A 16,947-nucleotide genomic window follows, 5' to 3' on the forward strand; every position below is an offset into this window, starting at 1 on the left:
TGCTCCTTTCAGATGCGGGCTGCTGCCCCGAAGGCGGCGCCTTTGCGCCGGGCAGAGCGAAGTCGGCTCCACGCCTTGAGCCGAGAGAGGCGCGCCTTGAGCTTGTCGGAGAACTCGTCGACCACGAGGTAGACGACTGGAATGACCAACAGGGTGAGCAGGGTAGAAGTGACCATGCCGCCGATGGTGGCGATAGACATGGGCTGACGGATTTCGCCGCCCTCCACCATGTTGAGGGCCACTGGGACGGCGCCGGCGATTGTTGAGATGGACGTCATGAGGATAGGCCGAAGCCGACGGGGGCCGGCGGCCAGCATGGCCTCAAACCGGGACAGGCCGGAAGCGCGGAGCTGGTTGGCGTAGTCCACCAGAATGATGGCGTTGTTGACCACGATGCCGACCAGCATGATGATGCCCATCAGGCTCATGACGCTCAGCTTGAGGTGAGCAGCCAGAAGCAGGCCAAACGCGCCGCTCGTCATGAGGGGGACGGCGAACATGATGATCAACGGGTGGATAAACGACTCAAACTGAATGGCCATGACGGTGTAGACCAACAGGAGGGCGAAAAGCAGCCCGGAGAACAGATACCCGAAGTTTTCCTGCATTCGCTGCGCGTCGCCGGAAGGGATTGCCATGATCCGCCCGTCGGCAGGCGCGTGGCGCTTAAACGCCGCCTCGGCGACCGCGTAGCCTTCGCCGGGGGAAATGCCGTCAACGTCAGCAGTGATTTGGATGGTCTTCAGCCGGTTGTACCGCTTGATCACGTTGGGAGCCAAAGTCATCTTCGTCTTGACCAAGCCGTCGGCCCTGACGAGCCGGCCGTCGTTCGTGCGGGTGAAGACGGATAAAATTTTCTCCGGCGTCGTCCGGTCCTCTGCCCGGGCCTGAAGCCGGATATCGTAGCTGTGTCCCCGGTCCTTGAACGACCCGACGTTGGAGCCGCCGAAAAGCGTCATGACCTCGGAGGCCAGACTGCTCACCTTGACGCCCAAGTCGTCTGCCAGCGGCCGGTTGATTTCCACGTCGATTCTCGGCTGGTTCAGTTCCACGTCGGTTTTGACGTCCACCAGCCCTTGCGGCGTGGACTGGAGGTCGGCCGTTATTTTATTGGCCAAGTCGATCAGCTCTTCGGAGCTGGAGCCCAGAAGTCTCATTGACACGGCGGAGTTCGAGCCCCGGCGGCCCAAGGTGATCTTGACTCCCTTGAACGCCTCAAGTTCTTTTCGTAGCTCTTTGACGATGACCGACTGGGTAGGCCGTTTGTTCCGGTCGATCAGCACCAAGTTAAGAGTCCCTTTGGAGAGCTCGCCGCTCATTCCGCCTCCGATCGTGCCGTACGTGTAGGCCACGTAGGGATTGGACTTCATCGAGTTGATCAGGTTCGTGATAAACGCCTGACTGGCTTCTAGGGAGGCGGAAGCGTTCAGCTCAAAGTTGACGTTGATCTCGCCCTCGTCCGAGGAAGGGACGAACTCGGAGCCCAGCCGGGAGGCGAAAAACAGCCCGACAGCAAACGTCGCGCTGGCAAACAGCAGGGTGAAAAAACGGTGGCAGAGCGCCCACCGAAGCAGCCGGGTATAACCGCGCTGAAGCCACGTCTCCGGGGCTTTCAGGATTTGCTCCAACATCGTCTCGCGCTTGCGGGCCAACAGTCTGGAGCACAGAAAGGGCGTCAGAGTCAGCGAGAGCAGCAGGGAGACGAGAATCGTCACGGTGATGGTAAAGCCAAAGGAGCGGAAGAACCGGCCGACGACCCCGGGCATGAGAGCCACGGGCAAAAAGACCGCGACGGTCGTCGCCGCCCCGGCGACGACGGCGCTGCTCACTTCGGTCGTTCCGTCCAGCGAGGCCCGAAAGGCCGTCTTGCCTTGGTCAAAATGGTGGTGAATGTTTTCCAGCACAACGGTCGTCGCGTCCACCACCATGCCGATGACGAGGGACAATCCCATGGTTGTCATGTTGTTGATGGTAAAGCCCATGCCCCATAGGAAGAGCATGCCAATCAAAAGGCAGACCGGCATGGTGACTATTGTGACCAACGTCGATTTGAGCGTCCTCAGGAACAGGAACATGATGACTGCCGTCAGCAGGATGCCGGAAATGATGTTGCTCAGCACGCCCTGCATTGACAAGCGGATAAACCGGGCGTTGTCCTGAACGACCTTCAGCTCGATGCCGGCAGGCGCCGTCGCGTTCAGGCTTTTGATTCGCTCTCGGACGGCGTCCGACAGGGCGACCTCGTTGGCGCCCCGCTGTTTGCGGATGACCAGCAGGATCGACGGGGCTCCGTCGACGACCGCGTAAGAATTTCTGTCCTCGAAACCGTCCTCGACCCGGGCCACGTCGTGAAGCCGAATCACCGTACCGTCGACCGTCTTCACCGGCAGCGACGCCAGAGAGTCCACGGTCTCATATTCGCCTTTCAATCGGATAGAATAGTCCTGCGTCCCAGTTTGAATCTTACCGCCGGGCAGCTCGATATGGCTGGCCGCGACGGCGTTTCTCACGTCCGAGACGGTCAAGTTTCTGGCAGCCAGCGCCTCAGCGTCGAGCCACACGCGGATTTGGCGTTTCTGAAGGCCCTGCATGTCCACGCCGCCGACACCTAAAGCCGTTTGGATCTGTTCTTTGGCCACCGAGTCGGCATAATCTGATAGAAGCGTTCGGCTGACGCCTGACGACGCTGTGACAGCCACGTACATGACCGGCGTGTCGGCAATGTTGAACTTGTCAACGATCGGCGTATCCGCCGCGTCGGGCAGCTGGCGCTGGGCCGTGCTGACCTTTCCTCTCACGTCCGCCGCCGCGTCGGCGATGTCCTTGGACAGCTCGAATTCCACGATGGTAAAGCAGCGGCCCTCGTAGCTGTTCGACGTCAGGCTCTTCACGCCTTCGACGGTGTTGATCCGAGATTCCAACGGGTCGGCCACGTCGTTGTCAACGACGGTTGGACTTGCGCCCTGAATGGTGGTGGACACCAGCACGATGGGAATATCCACGTTGGGCATATTCTCCATCCCCATCTGCCTCAGGCCGTACAGCCCAAAGAAGATGGCCACAATCGTGGTGATGATGACCGTCACCGGGTGGGTGAGCGCGAAGCGCGGCAGACCTCTCATTATAAAAAGCGTTCTCCCTTCAAGTCTCAGACAAATAACAGCATGCGCCTTCAAAAAATGACAGCAGCTGAACCGCTCGGCGTCTTATCCCGAGGGATCGCACGCGGACGCCGTCAAATAGGACGATGATTGAAGTATTCTAACATTCACGTTTTCAAGGTAAAGCGGTGAAACGACCGAAGTTGCTTCCAAGCTGATTTATCTGATGTTGCGTGATGTTACGCGGAGAACAGGCCGGCCCTGCCGGTACGGTAAAGGTGTCTGGCCAGGTAGAGGAACGGGGTGTCGCAGAGGGCGACGATGAACTTGAACAGGTACGTGGAGATGACAATCTGCCAGAACACGTCCGTCGGCACCGTGCCCCAGAACGCTAGAAACGAGAAGACGACGCTGTCGATGAGCTGCGAGACCATCGTGCTTCCGTTGTTGCGCAGCCACAGCATTCGCTCGGCCGTGTGCTTTCGGATCCAGTGGTACGCCCAGACGTCGTGAAACTGAGAGATGCCGTAGGCGGCTAAAGAGGCCAAGGCGATTCGGGGCATGACCTTGAAAATGGTTTCCAACGCCGGCTGGGCCGTGTCAGCTTGACTCGGGACGAAAACGAGGGCTAAATTCATAATGCCGGTCATGGCGATCAGCGAGAAGAATCCGATCCACACGGCCTGTTGGGCCGGCCCTCGGCCGTGGTTTTCCGACAGGATATCGGTAACCAGAAACGACGTGGCGTAGACGATATTGCCCAGCGTGGCTGTGACGCCGAAGAGCTCAACCAGCTTGACGACTTGGACGTTCGCCAGCACGACGGAGAGGGGAATCCAGTACAGCAGGCCCTCCCGTCCCCAAAGGCGGTACAGCAGCATCACGCAGCCGAAATTGGCGAGCATCATGCCGATCCAGAGCAGTTCGTTCAACTCGTTTTTCCCCTTTCAATTTGAGTACTCGAAAGGTATGATAACAAAACGGCGCCCGTTTGGGGCGGTTTGTGAGGTGGTGTTAGGGTGGAATGGCAGGGTTTTTTTGACGGCGCGTCCCGAGGCAATCCGGGGACTGGCGGCGCCGGAGCCGTTTTGCTGTGCGGCGGCCGGCCGGTATGGCAGGCTGCCCTGCCGATTGAGCTATGCACCAACAACGAGGCGGAGTACACCGCCCTGGGCTTGCTGCTGAGAGAAATCGAACAGCGCGGCCTGCGCGGCGCTTCCGTGTTCGGCGACAGCCAACTGGTAATTCGGCAGGTGACCGGCGCGTGGAAAATTAAAGAGCCGCGGCTCGCGGCTCTGGCGGCCCCGCTGATCGAACTGGCGAAAACGTTGGGCGTTTCCTTCCGCTGGGTGCCCCGGGAGCAGAACGCTCTGGCCGACCGGCTGTCCAACCGGGCAATCGACGAGGGCGAACTGGTGGAAACCTTCGACGTGCCGGATATGGAACCGGTGCGCGGCTCGGCGTCATACCGGCAGGTCGCCTCAGGCATATGGCTCGTCGAGGAAAACGGCGAGACCTACGCGGTGGACCGAACGCACGGCAGCTGTACCTGTCCGGAATTTGCGGCCCGCGGGCGATGCCGTCACTTCAAGCCGGAGGCCGATGACTGACTTTCCCGCGCCGGTAACCCGTCGGACCAGCCGAGGAAAACGGCTGACCCTTCGGTGGCGCGGCAGCTCGTTCCTCCTGTCCGTGCCGCTCGGGACGGACGAGGTGCTGGTGCAGGCGTTTTTATCGTCCCGGCAGGACTGGATGGCCCGTCTCGCAAGGGAGGCGCCGCCGCCCTTTGACGGCGCAGACGGGGACGTTTTTTCTTTGTGGGGACGGGAGATAACCGTTCGCACGGCTTCCTGCTCCCGGTGGATTTTTAACGGCGAAACGCTGGCCCTGCCGTCCGCCGCGTCGGCGGCGGAACGGCTCATTCTGGTCAATCGCTTTTTGTGGGATCAGGCGCGGGTGAAGCTGCCGGATATTTTCTCTCAGGCGTGCCGGCTTTTCGGCGTCCCCCCGGGACGGCTGTCCATTCGATCTATGTCGTCCCGATGGGGAAGCTGCACGCCCCTCAGGTGGGCCGTGCGGCTGTCGGTGCGGCTGGTTCACTTTCCTGAGAAAATGGCCTTGGCCGTCGCCGCTCACGAGGTGGCGCACTTTTTTTGCCGCGGGCACGGGGCGGAGTTTCGCCAGATCCTCGAGAGCGCTTTCCCGGGCGGCACGGCGCTGGAACGGCAGCTCAACGGCGCGGCTCGGCAGGTTCGCTTCCTGTGCTGACTAGGGCCTTGAAAAAGTCCGGCCGGTTCAAAGAGCCGGCCGGACTTTTTTGTCTTTATAGGTCGAGGACCGTCCCGCACCCGGCCCACTCGACGTCGTCGAAGAGCGTCCTCAGCCTGACGGCGGGCTGAAAACCGGTGCAGTGACAGAGCCGCCACTTCTTCACGCCCCAGTGCTTGAAGTCGTCGAGCCACAGGTCCATATCGGCCGGGGAGAGGCCCTGCATGTGCGTGCCGCCCAAGACGCAGTGATACGAGTCCAAGCCGTTAAAGAGCTTTTTTGCGCGGCGGAACACGTTCGGCAGCGCCGCGTGAGAGCAGCCTAAAAGGAGCGACGGGCCGTTGTCCCCCTCGAGAACGAACGACAGGTCGTCCCGGAATCGATCCTGAACTGGCTGCCCGTCTTCGCCGTCCGCGGCTAAACCTTTGCCGTTGCTGAACCGTTCGTCCCGCTCTTCGGCGGGGACGTCGAACGCCCAAAGTCGAGGCGCGACTTGAACGGCGCCTGGCACAGGACGAAACTCCAACCCAGCAAGCTCGGGGACGTCGAGGACTTCCATGCGTCCGTCGGCCGCTAACCAGCGGCGCCGCCTGAAATCGGCCCCGGCCCAGACGGTCGCTTGGGGGCAGGCCTTCAGGACCGAAGACAGTCCACCGCAGTGGTCCACGTGAGCGTGGCTCAGCAGGATATGGCGGATCTGGGACAGGTCAAGCCCTAAAGCGGCGGCATTATGGCAGACCGCAGTTCCTGACAGCCCGGTGTCTATCAGCGTCGGTTCGGCAGAGCCGACCCAGAGGCTGAGGCCCCATTCGCCAATTAAATATGGGGACATACGGGTGACCCAATTTTCGACGACCACGCAGACTTTCAAAATCTCGCTTCCTTTCGTCCAAATTTCTTTTTATTTTTATTATACGATCCCACACGCCGATTGAACGGCAGTTAGTGGTACAATGCAAGAGCTGGTATTGTCCGCAGAAACGGAGGAAATTCCATGAAACTGGGAATCGTTGGGCTGCCCAACGTGGGGAAAAGCACGATTTTTAACGCCATTACGCAGGCTGGCGCGGAAGCTTCAAATTACCCGTTCTGTACTATCGAACCGAACGTGGGAATGGTCGCCGTGCCGGACGAGCGGCTGGACGTGCTGGCCCGGATGTACGAGTCAAAAAAGATAACCCCGGCGACGGTTCAGTTCTTCGACATCGCCGGACTCGTTAAAGGGGCTTCCAAAGGCGAGGGACTGGGGAACCAGTTTTTGTCGCATATTCGGGAGGTCAACGCCATCTGCCACGTGGTACGGTGCTTTGAAGATTCGAACGTCACCCACGTGGACGGCTCGGTTGACCCAATGCGAGACATTGAGACCATCGAGCTGGAACTCATCCTGTCGGACCTTGAAATGGTCGAGCGGGCTGTGGCGAAGACGGAAAAGCTGGCAAAGGCCGACCGGTCGCTGGCGCCGACGCTCGAGCTGTTCGAGCAGGTGAAGAAGACCCTCGAGGCGGGCCAGCTGATCCGAACGCTGAGCCTGACCGACGAGCAGAAATTAATTTTAAAGGGGATGAACCTGCTCTCCGACAAGCCGATGCTGTACGTGGCCAACGTGTCGGAAGACGATTTGGCCGGAGGATTAGGCGAGTACGCCGCGGCGGTTCAGCGTTTTGCCGCGTCTCAGGGCGCCGGGTTCGTCGCCATCAGCGGCAAGGTCGAATCGGACTTGGCTGAGCTGGAGACGGAAGAGCGCAAGGAATTTCTGGCTGACTTGGGGCTGGAAAGCGCCGGGCTGGACCGGCTGATCAGCGCCGGATACAGCCTGCTGGGCCTGATGTCGTTTTTAACCGCCGGAGAAAAGGAGACCCGGGCTTGGACTATTCCCGTGGGGACAAAGGCGCCGCAGGCCGCCGGCGTTATCCACACCGACTTTGAGCGGGGCTTTATCAGAGCTCAGATCGTGAGCTATAACGACCTGGTGGCGTGCGGTTCCGTCGCCGAGGCGAGAGCCCGCGGCCTTCTGCGGCTCGAAGGCCGGGACTACGTCATGCAGGACGGAGATGTGGTAGAGTTCCGGTTCAACGTATAGCGCGTTTGGCGCTGGCACGAGATCTTTTTTCGATCAGAATGAAATCAAGCTCAGAAAAAACGCAGTCAAATTGAAGGAGGATCCCCAATGGCAATGCCGATGCAAATCAGTCTCGACGAGGTTTTATCCATGCTTCTCGCCCGGGTTGACAGCCTGTCGGTTCAGGGTGAAAACACGAAAAATCGGTTCAACGTCCTCGCTCGGGCGCTTTATAAAAAAGGCCTGCTGACCGACCAGGATCTGCTCGATTCCCTGAAGGACGAGCACCAGCTGCTGCTTGACTTAGGGGCAATTCAGTCCATGCCCGACGATGAGGCTCTGAAGGCGATGGCCGACAACTTGGTTCAGTGGCTCCAAGGCGACGCGCCGGCCATTAAAAAGTCCATGGAGGAGTACGAGGCGAAAATCAAGAAGATGGTCCAAGAGGAGCAGAGCAAGCCTCGGCTTGACGTGGCGTCGGCCGCGGATCTGAAGCGCCTCGATCGGCTCAGCGGACAGGGAGCGGCGGGCTCAAGCAAACTGCTTCTTCCGTAACAGTGGGTATTCAGAGCGGGAGAAAGGAGGCATACCTCGTGAAGGAAAGTTTTTTTGAAAAGCTAGTTTCCTTCTGGCGCGGTGTTGGAAAAAACAACGGAGATGTGATGGTCATCGACGCCGTTGGATTCGCGCTGTCTGCTTGGATTGCTTTCTCGATGCGCTGGACTCTTTACTTCCCAAGTAACTATTGGAGCCAGATGTTGACGATGATGGGAACTTTCATCGTCTGTCAGATCGGGGCCATGCTCGTTTGCCGGGTTTATCGGATTTATTGGCCGTTTGCCAGCCTTGAAGAACTGTTGCTTTTGGGTCGTAGCTTTTTGTACGGGTATGTAGTATTCCTTGGGTTGCAGTTTTCCCTTGGAAGACTGACGGGGTTTTCTCGGGCGATTTTGATCATCATGCCGGTTTTCGGGATGGGATCTCTTCTGCTGACCCGTCTGTCCTGGCGGCTGCCGCTGAAGTGTCACGCCGCCGGACTGCCGGAACGAGTGGTTATCGTCGGAGCCGGCGAGGCAGGCAACATCTTGGCCAGGGACCTGATTCGCCAAGGCGGCCGAGGCTGCATTTTGGGTTTTGTGGACGACGACGCGCAAAAGCTGGGCAAGCGGGTCGCTGGGATTAGAGTCTTTGGCCCGCTGTCGTCGATCGAGAAAATCATTGAGCGCCTGAAGCCGGAAACCGTTATCGTCGCCATGCCGTCGGCTCCGCTGGGAAAAACGCGGGGGCTGCTGGACCAGCTGGTCGACTTGGGGGTCAACGTTCGGTTTCTTCCCAGCATGAAGGACTTGGCCAGCGGGGCCGTTTCAGTCAGTCAGCTGAAGCCCGTTTCGTTGGAGGATCTCCTGTGCCGCAGCCCAATTGAAATGGACTTGGAGCGGCTTGACGGGCTAGTCAAGGGAAAATCCGTCCTAGTGACCGGCGCGGGCGGCTCTATCGGCAGTGAGATAGTCCGCCAGCTCCTGTTGGCGAAGCCGCAGAAAATCGTGCTTCTGGGGCACGGCGAGAACTCAATTTATCAGCTGTTGGAAGAGCTGGGGCCAAAAGCCCAGTCTGTCCAGCTGGTGCCGGTGATCGCCGACGTGGTCGATCGGCCGACGATGAAGCGCGTCTTTGAAAAACACCGACCGTCCGTTGTGTTCCATGCCGGAGCCCACAAGCACGTCCCGCTGATGGAGGACAACCCGCGGGAGGCCGTCCGGGTGAACGGCTTGGGCACTTGGACTGTGGCGGACTTGGCCGGCCAGTTCGGCGTCGAGCGGTTCGTGATGATCTCCACCGACAAGGCCGTCAACCCGTCGAGCGTCATGGGCGCCAGCAAACGGTTGGCCGAGCTGGTCGTCCAGGATATTCAGAAAAAATTTCCTCAGACGTTTTACATGGCGGTTCGGTTCGGCAACGTGCTGGGCAGCCGAGGAAGCGTCATTCCCAAGTTCGAGCGGCAAATCGCCGCGGGCGGCCCTGTGACGGTGACGCACCCGGATATGTGCCGGTACTTCATGCTGATCCCAGAGGCGGCCAAGCTGGTGCTGGAGGCGGCGTCGATTGGGAACGCGGCCGATATTTTCGTCCTCGACATGGGAGATCCTGTGAAAATCGTCGACTTAGCCCGGGCGATGATCCGGCTTCACGGCCTCGTCACCGATCAGGACGTCAAAATCGAGTTCTGCGGCTGCCGGCCGGGCGAAAAACTTTTCGAGGAGCTTTTCTACGATCCGGCTCACGTGGAGCGGACTTCGCACATGAAGATTTTCAGGGCCCGTCTGGACAGCTTCAACTTCCAAGGGCCGGTCGAGGGGGTCCTTCAAGGGATCATGACCGCGCCGGACATCCGGCAGGCCATCCGTTCCGTCGTGCCGGAATACGCCCCCAATGCGGTCGACGCGTCGTAGGCGGAGGGCTTTTTCTCTCGTTGAGACGCTCGTTTGTCTGGCGGTTATATCCGTCGCGGCGGCCCTTTCCGTGGCGTTCCGGCCAAACGACGGCCGGCTGCGCCAAGAGACAGAGCTTTTAGCTGACTGGGTTCGCGGACAAATGGTTCAGTCAGACAGGCTGCTGGCCGGCTGTTCCTTCCGATTAGCTGGAGGGGAGGCAACGGCCCGGTTGACCGCTCGTTTTGCCGGCCGTCCGGGAGAGGAGACGTTCTTTCCCCGGCCGCCGGTCAGGCTTCTGTTGCCTTCAGGTACTGGCGCCGTTTGGCGCTGGTCGTATCAGCCGTTGGTTCACACCCTGACGCCTGCCGTCCGATGGCAGTTGTCTGACGGGAAGAGCCGGGGAACGGTAATCGTTTCGGGACGCGGGGCAGTCAGGACGTCTTTTGATTAAAATTTATTGGGAGGAGAGATGGTCGTGCTCAGCGTGTGGCAGCGGATAACCGACCCGTTCAAACGTATCTGGATAGACCTCATTCCAAACGCGCGGGTTCGGGATTGGGCCGAGACGATTATTTGGGCTCTGGTCATCGCGTTAATTCTTCGGACGTTTGTTATTCAGGCTTTTTACATCCCGTCGGGCTCGATGATCCCGACGTTGATGCCGAACGACCGAGTGTTTGTCAACAAGTTCATTTATCGGTTCAGGGAGCCGCGCCGGGGCGAGATTTTCGTGTTCAAGTACCCGGAAGACCCGTCCAAGGACTACGTGAAGCGCCTCATCGCGGTTCCGGGCGACAAATTTTCCATCCAGGACGGCACGGTGTTCATCAACGGAAAGCCGATCGACGAGCCGTACGTGAAGTACAAGGACAGCTTCACGCTTCCGGAGCTCGTCGTCCCGCCGGACAGTTTCATCGCTTTGGGCGACAACCGGCCGAATTCTGCTGACAGCCGTTTTTGGGGTTTTGTCCCTCGGGCGAACTTGAGCGGCCCGGTCATGTTCAGGTTCTGGCCGCTGAACCGTTTCGGCTTGGTGGACTGATGGCCGGCCGGACGGCTTGGTTCCCCGGCCATATGGCCAAGGGGACCAAAGAGCTGACCGCCCTGATGGAGAAGCTCGACGCGGCGGTCGAAGTCCGGGACGCTCGGGCTCCCGACCTGACGGCGTCCCCGTTGGCTTCTCAGCTGGGCGAAATGAAGCCCCTCTGGCTTGTGCTGACAAAATCAGACCTGGCAGACCCGGCGACGACCCGGAAGTGGCTGGACCACTTCCGTTCTCAAGGGCGTCTTGCCTGGGCACTCGACGCCAGAGCTGGCCGGTTTGATCAGGTTCGCAAGGCCGTGAGCGCTGCCGCTCCGGCGTACCGGGAACTGCGCCTCGCCGTTTTCGGCATTCCAAACGTGGGCAAGTCGGCTTTTTTGAACGGACTGGTTGGCCGTCGGGCCGCCGCCGTCGGCGGCGTGCCGGGAGTGACCAAGGCGGTGAACTGGTACAAAGGGGCTGGGTGCTTGGTCGTGGACTCGCCGGGGATCTTGGACCCCAAGGCGGATCCGCTGACCCAAAAGGCGTTGTGTTGGGTCGGCTGTTCCAAGCCCGACGTCATCGGCGGCTGGGAGACCGTCGCCACTGATTTGCTCCTGTTCCTGCGCCGCGGCGGCTTGTGGAACGTGATCGAAAAAAAATGGGGCGTCAAGCAGAGCGAAGACCCGGCGTTCGATTTGGAGACTGTCGGCCGCCGGCTCGGTTGCCTTGCTCCCGGCGGTTCCGTCAACGGGGAGTTAGCCGGCCGCCGGTTGGTTGACGCGTTCGTCTCCGGCTCGATTGGGAAATTCTCCCTCGAGGCCCCTGACAGCCCCGCGTCGTCAATTTTGGAGGGGCTCGAGTGATTTTAGCGGGCGTTGACGAGGCAGGCCGTGGTCCTCTGGCTGGCCCGGTGATGGCCGCCGCCGTGATCCTGTCGCCGGAACAAAAAAACGTTCTGGTCCAGTCGGGCCTTCGGGATTCAAAAAAGCTCTCGGCGAAGAAGCGCGAAAAACTCTTCGGCCTGATGCAGGAGTTGGGCGTGGTGTGGCGGCTCCAGGCTGCGTCCCGCCGACGGATCGACCGAATGAACATTCTGCAGGCCACGCTTTGGGCTATGGCTCGGGCCGTGAACCGGCTCCCGGCCACGCCTGACGGCGTGGCCGTGGATGGTTCGCAGGAGATTCCGGGGATCAGCCTGTACCAGCAGGCGATCGTCGGCGGCGATGACCTGTACCCGGAAATTTCCGCCGCGTCGGTTGTCGCTAAGGTCGTCAGGGATCGACTGATGACGGCTCTTGACCGGTTGTATCCCGGTTACGGGTTGGCCCAGCATAAGGGTTACGGCACGGCTCAGCACCAAGAAGCTCTGCTGCGCCTTGGTCTGACGCCTCTCCACCGCCGAAGTTTCTGCTGGGGAACCGCCGATGGACTTCGTCTCCCCAGATAGCGGCGCGCCTTTCCCGGGAAACGAAACGTTTTCCGGACAGGTGGGCGCTTCCGGGCGAACCGCGTTTCTAGCCCAGGACAGCTTGGCCGTTGGGCGGTGGGCGGAGGATTTGGCGGCTGATCTGCTGGCTGAAGAAGGGTATTCTGTCTGCGGGCGAAACGTGCGCGTCGGCCCGTGCGAGCTGGATTTAATCGGATTTATTGACGGCTGTTTGACGGCCGTCGAGGTTCGGTGCCGTCAGAAGAGCCGGCTTCAATCGCCCGAGGAGACCGTTGGTCCCAGAAAATGGAACGCGCTTGTTCGGGGAATCAGAGGATATGCGAGCCAAACAGGCTGGAACGGCCCGATGAGAATAGACCTTTTTGCCGTGACGGTCTGCGGGCGGCGCTGGTCCGCCCGGTGGTACAAGGACGTGGAGATGGGGGTGGCCGACTGTGGCAGGTGACGTGCTGGGCGTGACGCTTCGAGGCGTTCAGGCAGTCGAGGTGGAAGTTGAGACCGAGATAACGTCAGGGCTTTTTTCGTTCAGCATCGTCGGTCTGCCCGACGCGGCCGTCCGGGAGTCGCGGGAGAGAACTCGGGCGGCTCTGAGAGCCATCGGACTGCCTTTAACCGGCAAAGTCGCCGTGAACCTTGCGCCGGCTGACCTTCCCAAGGAAGGCAGCCTGCTTGATCTGTCGATTGCTGCAGCGTTAGTTGGGCGAATTTCCGGCCGGCCATTCAGCCGGCCGGCAGTGTATCTTGGGGAGCTATCGTTGGACGGCCGCCTGCGGGCGACCCGCGGCGCCGTGCCGGCGGCCATGCTGGCACGCTTCCTTGGCCGTCCTCTCATCTGTCCGTCGGCCAACGCGCCGGAGGTCGGCCTTGTGGAAGGCGTCGAGGCCTACGGGTTTGAAACTCTGGCTCAGGTGCTTGACTATCAGGGCGGCCGAAGTTCTCCCGACCCGATACAGTACGTGCCGTCGCCTGAGTGGGTTCCTGACGCGTCGCTTCCCGATCTGTCGGACGTGAAGGGACAGCTGATGGCCCGCCGCGCCGCTGAAATTGCCGCCGCTGGTCACCACAATATCCTGCTGGTCGGCTCTCCTGGCAGCGGAAAGACGATGATCGCCCGGTGCCTGCAGGGCATCCTGCCGCCGCTCTCGAAGGACGAGTTTTTGGAGACCCTGCTGATACGAAGCGCCGTGGGAATGCCTGTTCCGCCCGACCGGCGGCGGCCGTTTCGTCAGGTTCACCACACCGCAAGCGCCGTGTCAATCTGCGGCGGCGGCAACGACCTGCGGCCCGGCGAGGTCAGCCTGGCTCACCGGGGCATGCTGTTTCTGGACGAGTTCACCGAGTTTCGCCGTGACCTGACCGAGGCGCTCCGCCAGCCGCTGGAAGACGGGTTCATCACCGTGACGCGGGCGTCAGGAAGCGTCACGTATCCCAGCCGGGTTCTCCTCGTCCTGGCAGCGAACCCCTGCCCCTGCGGACACTTTGGCGACGCGCTGGAAAAATGTAGCTGTCAGCCGCAGGAAGTGGAGCGGTACCGGCGCAAGCTGTCCGGCCCGATGATGGACCGGGTCGACCTGTACGTGTCAGTGCCGAGGCTGTCGCCGCAAGAGCTGCTTGACCTGAAGAGCGCGCCCGGCGAGCCGTCGTCGGTCGTTCGGGCGCGGGTAGCCGCCGCCAGAAAGCGGCAGTGGGCCAGAGGCAAAGAGCTTGGCGTTTGGTGCAATGCCGAACTGCCCGAGCGGTTCCTCAAAAGCTCAGAGAGCCTTTCCTCCGAGGGCCGAAAAGAACTCACCAGCTCGGCTCAGACGCTCCGTCTGACCGGCCGAGGCGTCGTTCGGGTGCTGCGGGTGGCCCGAACAATCGCCGACTTGAAGGGCGACAGCTTGATCGGTCCCGAAGCGGTGATGGAAGCGCTGGCGTTTCGGCAGGGGAGCGTCCTGTCATGAAGAAGGAAACGCTGGTCTGGCTCGGCTCCGGGACCTTGTCGGCTCGGGCGCTGGAAGGCTGTCCTGATGTCGACGGTCTGGAACTTCTTGATTGGCTCAGCGCGCGCCGCGCGGTCACGCCGCAGCAGGCGTCTCGGCTGAGAGATCTGTGGCGTCAGGGCTGGCCAGCTCGACAACTGGAAGACTGCACCGAGTCCGGCGTGACCGTCGTCACCTGCCGTGACAGCCAATATCCCGAGCGCCTGTGGGACTGCGCGGAACCGCCGATGGTTCTCTACTGCCGTGGCCCGGTCGTCCAAAGCGGCGTGGCCGTGGTGGGGACGAGACGGTGTTCCGCCTACGGGGCTCACGTCGCCCAGTGGGTAGGCCGCGGTCTCAGCGAGGCTGGCGTGACCGTCGTCAGCGGCGGTGCGGCCGGCGTGGATGGGGCGTCGCACAGCGGGGCGCTGGACGGTGGAACCCCGACGGCCGCCGTGCTTGGCACCGGCGTGGACGTGGTCTGGCCGCGGGGGCACGAGGAGCTGTTCTCCCGGATCATCGGTTCCGGCGGCTCTCTGATCTCCGAGTACCCGCTGGGAGCCGCGGGGAAACCGTGGCGCTTTCCCCGGCGTAACCGTATCATCGCCGCCTTGGCGACGTCCGTCGTGGTGGTCGAGTCGCCGATTCGGGGCGGCGCTATGATCACGGCTCGTCTCGCCATGGAAATGGGACGGGACCTGTGGGCTGTTCCCGGCCGTATCGACGAGGATACCTGCGCCGGCAGCAACCGGCTTCTTTATGACGGCGCGACGCCGCTGGTGGACCGGCAGTCGTTTCTGCAGTCGGTGACAGGTTTGGGGCAGTTGAACCTGTTTGACGCCGACGGCGAGTCCGGCCTGAGCGATGTCCAGCGAAGCGTTCTGGAAGCCGTCCGCTCGAGCGGCGACAAGTCGGCCGACCAGATTTCAATCGACTCGGGCGTCCCGCCCTATCAGGTGCCGGGCGTCCTTTCTGCGCTTCAGGTCAAAGGGCTCATTTATCCGTCCGGCGTCGGCAGGTGGCGGGCGGCAATGCAGGGAGGCAAACGATGACAGAGGGCCGGGCGAAAGATTTTGAGTTCTTCACGATTTCCAGCAGCGAGCCGGTGGACCACCAGATTTTCGTCGTGTCCGACTTCACCGGCGAGACAGCCAGCTCGACGACCCGGGCGGCCCTGCGCCAGTTTACAGGCGACAACGTGGCACTTCGCCGGTTCCGCAACGTCAGAGATCCGGAGCAGATCGTCAAAATCTGCGACCTAGCCAAGGCCCAGAAGGCGATGGTCGTGGCCACGCTGGTGGCTCAGAGCATGAGAGAGCGGATGACCCTTGAGGCCACAGCTCGGTCTCTGGTGTTCGTCGACCTAGTCGGCCCGCTGCTGGACGGCATTTCAAGTACGATCGGTCAGGCGCCGATGGGGCAGCCGGGCAGCGACCACAACTTGGACGAGGAATATTTTCGCCGCGTCAAGGCCATCGAGTACTCCAGCACGTGCGACGACGGCAGCAATCCGGCGCTTCTTCCCGAGGCGGATCTGGTTATCGTCGGCGTGTCTCGGACCTGCAAGACGCCGCTTTCAATGTACTTGGCCAACAAAGGCCTGCGGACGGCCAATGTGCCGCTCGTCCCGGAGCTCGATCCGCCGGAAGATCTGTTCCGGGTCACACCCGGTCGGGTCATCGGCCTGGTCATCGCCCCGGAAGCTCTGATGAAAATTCGCCGGGATCGGCTCGTCATGCTGGGGCTTGACCCGCAGCGGGCCTCGTACGCCCAGATGGAGCGCGTCTCCCTTGAGCTTTCCTACGCTCGGCACGTGATGGAGCGGCTAGGGGCCTACGTGGTGGACGTGACAGGCCGGGCGCTGGAAGAGACGGCGCAGGAAATTCTCGAGTACTTCCGAACCCGCGAAGAGGAATTGGCCAGCGCGTCGGGGGATCGGGCGGGGCGGAAAGTCTCGCCGGCTTAGGAACCGGTTTTGGAGGAAAGTCGGACGGATCGGGGGATTTGTCCGGCTCTGTGAAGTCTCAGGGGGGAACGCTCGGAGTTTTTGGGCGCGAGAGGGGAAGATCCTGTTGTTCGGGAATTTGTGTCTGCTGGCGTTCGGCTTGGGGGCCGACGCCTTCGCCGTGTCGGCATGCAAGGGCCTTGCCTGTCCCAAGGTGACCCTTCGGGAGGCCGGCATCGTGGCGGCTTGGTTTGGCGGGTTTCAGGCCGCCATGCTGTTGGGTGGCCTGTGGCTGGGCGTCCTGTTCGGCGGCGTCGTTCAATCGCTGGATCACTGGATCGCTTTCACTCTGCTGGCGTTGATCGGCCTGAACATGGTCGACGAGGCCATCAGGGGGGAGAGCCAGTGCAGAGGGGCGTTTGACGCGGGAGATATGCTCGTCTTAGCGGTCGCCACGAGCATTGACGCGATGGCGGCTGGCGTGACGCTCGTCTGGCAGGACGCGCCTCATGCCGTCGCGGTCGGCGTCGTCGGCGTTGCTGCCGCGGCCATGTCGGCGGTCGGGATTTTTCTGGGCCGGAGTGTCGGTTCGCTGCTCGGCCGTTGGGCCCAGCTTGCCGGCGGGGCCTGCCTCTTCTGGATAGGTTTGAAGATTTTGCTGACCCACACGGGCATCATATAAAAAATTCGCCGTCCCTTTCGGGGCG

General features: G+C 61.4%; 17 protein-coding genes and 1 pseudogene. 15 read left to right on the plus strand and 3 right to left on the minus strand.

What is annotated here, in order from left to right:
* Positions 1-8: 8 nt before the first annotated feature.
* Entirely contained in the window at positions 9-3,122 is a 3,114-nt protein-coding gene (locus HMPREF1249_RS05175) for an efflux RND transporter permease subunit (RefSeq protein WP_021775921.1), read from the minus strand.
* 218 nt (positions 3,123-3,340) lie between these two features.
* Positions 3,341-4,033: a queuosine precursor transporter gene (locus HMPREF1249_RS05180; RefSeq protein ID WP_008521863.1), complete on the minus strand. Its 693-nt coding sequence runs from the start codon at positions 4,031-4,033 to the stop codon at positions 3,341-3,343.
* 87 nt (positions 4,034-4,120) lie between these two features.
* Between HMPREF1249_RS05180 and HMPREF1249_RS05185 the strand changes: the two genes are divergently transcribed.
* Both HMPREF1249_RS05185 and HMPREF1249_RS05190 read left to right on the plus strand, forming a co-directional pair.
* On the plus strand, positions 4,121-4,711 hold the full coding sequence (locus HMPREF1249_RS05185; RefSeq protein ID WP_008521862.1) for a ribonuclease HI family protein: 591 nt from the start codon (positions 4,121-4,123) through the stop codon (positions 4,709-4,711).
* Complete coding sequence (locus HMPREF1249_RS05190) at positions 4,704-5,369, plus strand: M48 family metallopeptidase (RefSeq protein WP_021775944.1); 666 nt, start codon at positions 4,704-4,706, stop codon at positions 5,367-5,369. The genes HMPREF1249_RS05185 and HMPREF1249_RS05190 overlap by 8 nt, the downstream gene beginning before the upstream one ends.
* 55 nt (positions 5,370-5,424) lie before the next feature.
* Here HMPREF1249_RS05190 and HMPREF1249_RS05195 read toward each other — a convergent pair whose 3' ends face one another.
* On the minus strand, positions 5,425-6,240 hold the full coding sequence (locus tag HMPREF1249_RS05195) for an MBL fold metallo-hydrolase (RefSeq protein ID WP_021775945.1): 816 nt from the start codon (positions 6,238-6,240) through the stop codon (positions 5,425-5,427).
* A gap of 123 nt (positions 6,241-6,363) precedes the next feature.
* Here HMPREF1249_RS05195 and ychF point away from each other — a divergent pair, with 123 nt between their 5' ends.
* The 13 genes and pseudogenes from ychF (at position 6,364) to HMPREF1249_RS05255 (ending at position 16,922) form a co-directional block, all read left to right on the plus strand.
* A complete protein-coding gene (ychF, locus tag HMPREF1249_RS05200; protein WP_021775931.1) occupies positions 6,364-7,452 on the plus strand; it encodes a redox-regulated ATPase YchF in 1,089 nt (362 codons plus the stop codon).
* 87 nt (positions 7,453-7,539) lie between these two features.
* A complete protein-coding gene (locus tag HMPREF1249_RS05205) occupies positions 7,540-7,986 on the plus strand; it encodes a hypothetical protein (protein ID WP_008521854.1) in 447 nt (148 codons plus the stop codon).
* A gap of 38 nt (positions 7,987-8,024) precedes the next feature.
* A complete protein-coding gene (locus tag HMPREF1249_RS05210) occupies positions 8,025-9,881 on the plus strand; it encodes a polysaccharide biosynthesis protein (RefSeq protein WP_008523267.1) in 1,857 nt (618 codons plus the stop codon).
* Positions 9,862-9,942, plus strand: a pseudogene (locus HMPREF1249_RS08230) (prepilin-type N-terminal cleavage/methylation domain-containing protein); the annotation flags it as partial. The gene HMPREF1249_RS05210 and the pseudogene HMPREF1249_RS08230, both read left to right, overlap by 20 nt.
* Positions 9,943-9,951: 9 nt before the next feature.
* Entirely contained in the window at positions 9,952-10,314 is a 363-nt protein-coding gene (locus tag HMPREF1249_RS05215) for a hypothetical protein (RefSeq protein ID WP_021775928.1), read from the plus strand.
* A gap of 18 nt (positions 10,315-10,332) precedes the next feature.
* Positions 10,333-10,905: a signal peptidase I gene (gene lepB / locus HMPREF1249_RS05220; protein WP_008521851.1), complete on the plus strand. Its 573-nt coding sequence runs from the start codon at positions 10,333-10,335 to the stop codon at positions 10,903-10,905.
* Positions 10,905-11,750: a YlqF/YawG family GTPase gene (locus HMPREF1249_RS05225; RefSeq protein ID WP_021775924.1), complete on the plus strand. Its 846-nt coding sequence runs from the start codon at positions 10,905-10,907 to the stop codon at positions 11,748-11,750. The genes lepB and HMPREF1249_RS05225 overlap by 1 nt, the downstream gene beginning before the upstream one ends.
* A complete protein-coding gene (locus HMPREF1249_RS05230) occupies positions 11,747-12,334 on the plus strand; it encodes a ribonuclease HII (protein WP_021775941.1) in 588 nt (195 codons plus the stop codon). The genes HMPREF1249_RS05225 and HMPREF1249_RS05230 overlap by 4 nt, the downstream gene beginning before the upstream one ends.
* Positions 12,312-12,779 carry a YraN family protein gene (locus HMPREF1249_RS05235; protein ID WP_008521847.1) on the plus strand — a complete coding sequence of 156 codons (468 nt, stop codon included), beginning with the start codon at positions 12,312-12,314 and terminating at the stop codon, positions 12,777-12,779. The genes HMPREF1249_RS05230 and HMPREF1249_RS05235 overlap by 23 nt, the downstream gene beginning before the upstream one ends.
* On the plus strand, positions 12,769-14,277 hold the full coding sequence (locus HMPREF1249_RS05240) for a YifB family Mg chelatase-like AAA ATPase (RefSeq protein WP_021775942.1): 1,509 nt from the start codon (positions 12,769-12,771) through the stop codon (positions 14,275-14,277). The genes HMPREF1249_RS05235 and HMPREF1249_RS05240 overlap by 11 nt, the downstream gene beginning before the upstream one ends.
* Positions 14,274-15,347: a DNA-processing protein DprA gene (gene dprA / locus HMPREF1249_RS05245; protein ID WP_021775943.1), complete on the plus strand. Its 1,074-nt coding sequence runs from the start codon at positions 14,274-14,276 to the stop codon at positions 15,345-15,347. The genes HMPREF1249_RS05240 and dprA overlap by 4 nt, the downstream gene beginning before the upstream one ends.
* Positions 15,344-16,261, plus strand: a complete 918-nt coding sequence (locus HMPREF1249_RS05250) for a pyruvate, water dikinase regulatory protein (protein ID WP_021775937.1) — start codon at positions 15,344-15,346, stop codon at positions 16,259-16,261. Before dprA ends, HMPREF1249_RS05250 begins: the two co-directional genes overlap by 4 nt.
* Positions 16,262-16,367: 106 nt before the next feature.
* Entirely contained in the window at positions 16,368-16,922 is a 555-nt protein-coding gene (locus HMPREF1249_RS05255; RefSeq protein ID WP_008521771.1) for a manganese efflux pump MntP, read from the plus strand.
* The last annotated feature ends 25 nt before the right edge of the window (positions 16,923-16,947 follow it).

This window comes from Jonquetella sp. BV3C21, from assembly GCF_000468895.1.
GTDB classification, from domain to species: Bacteria; Synergistota; Synergistia; order Synergistales; family Dethiosulfovibrionaceae; genus Jonquetella; species Jonquetella anthropi.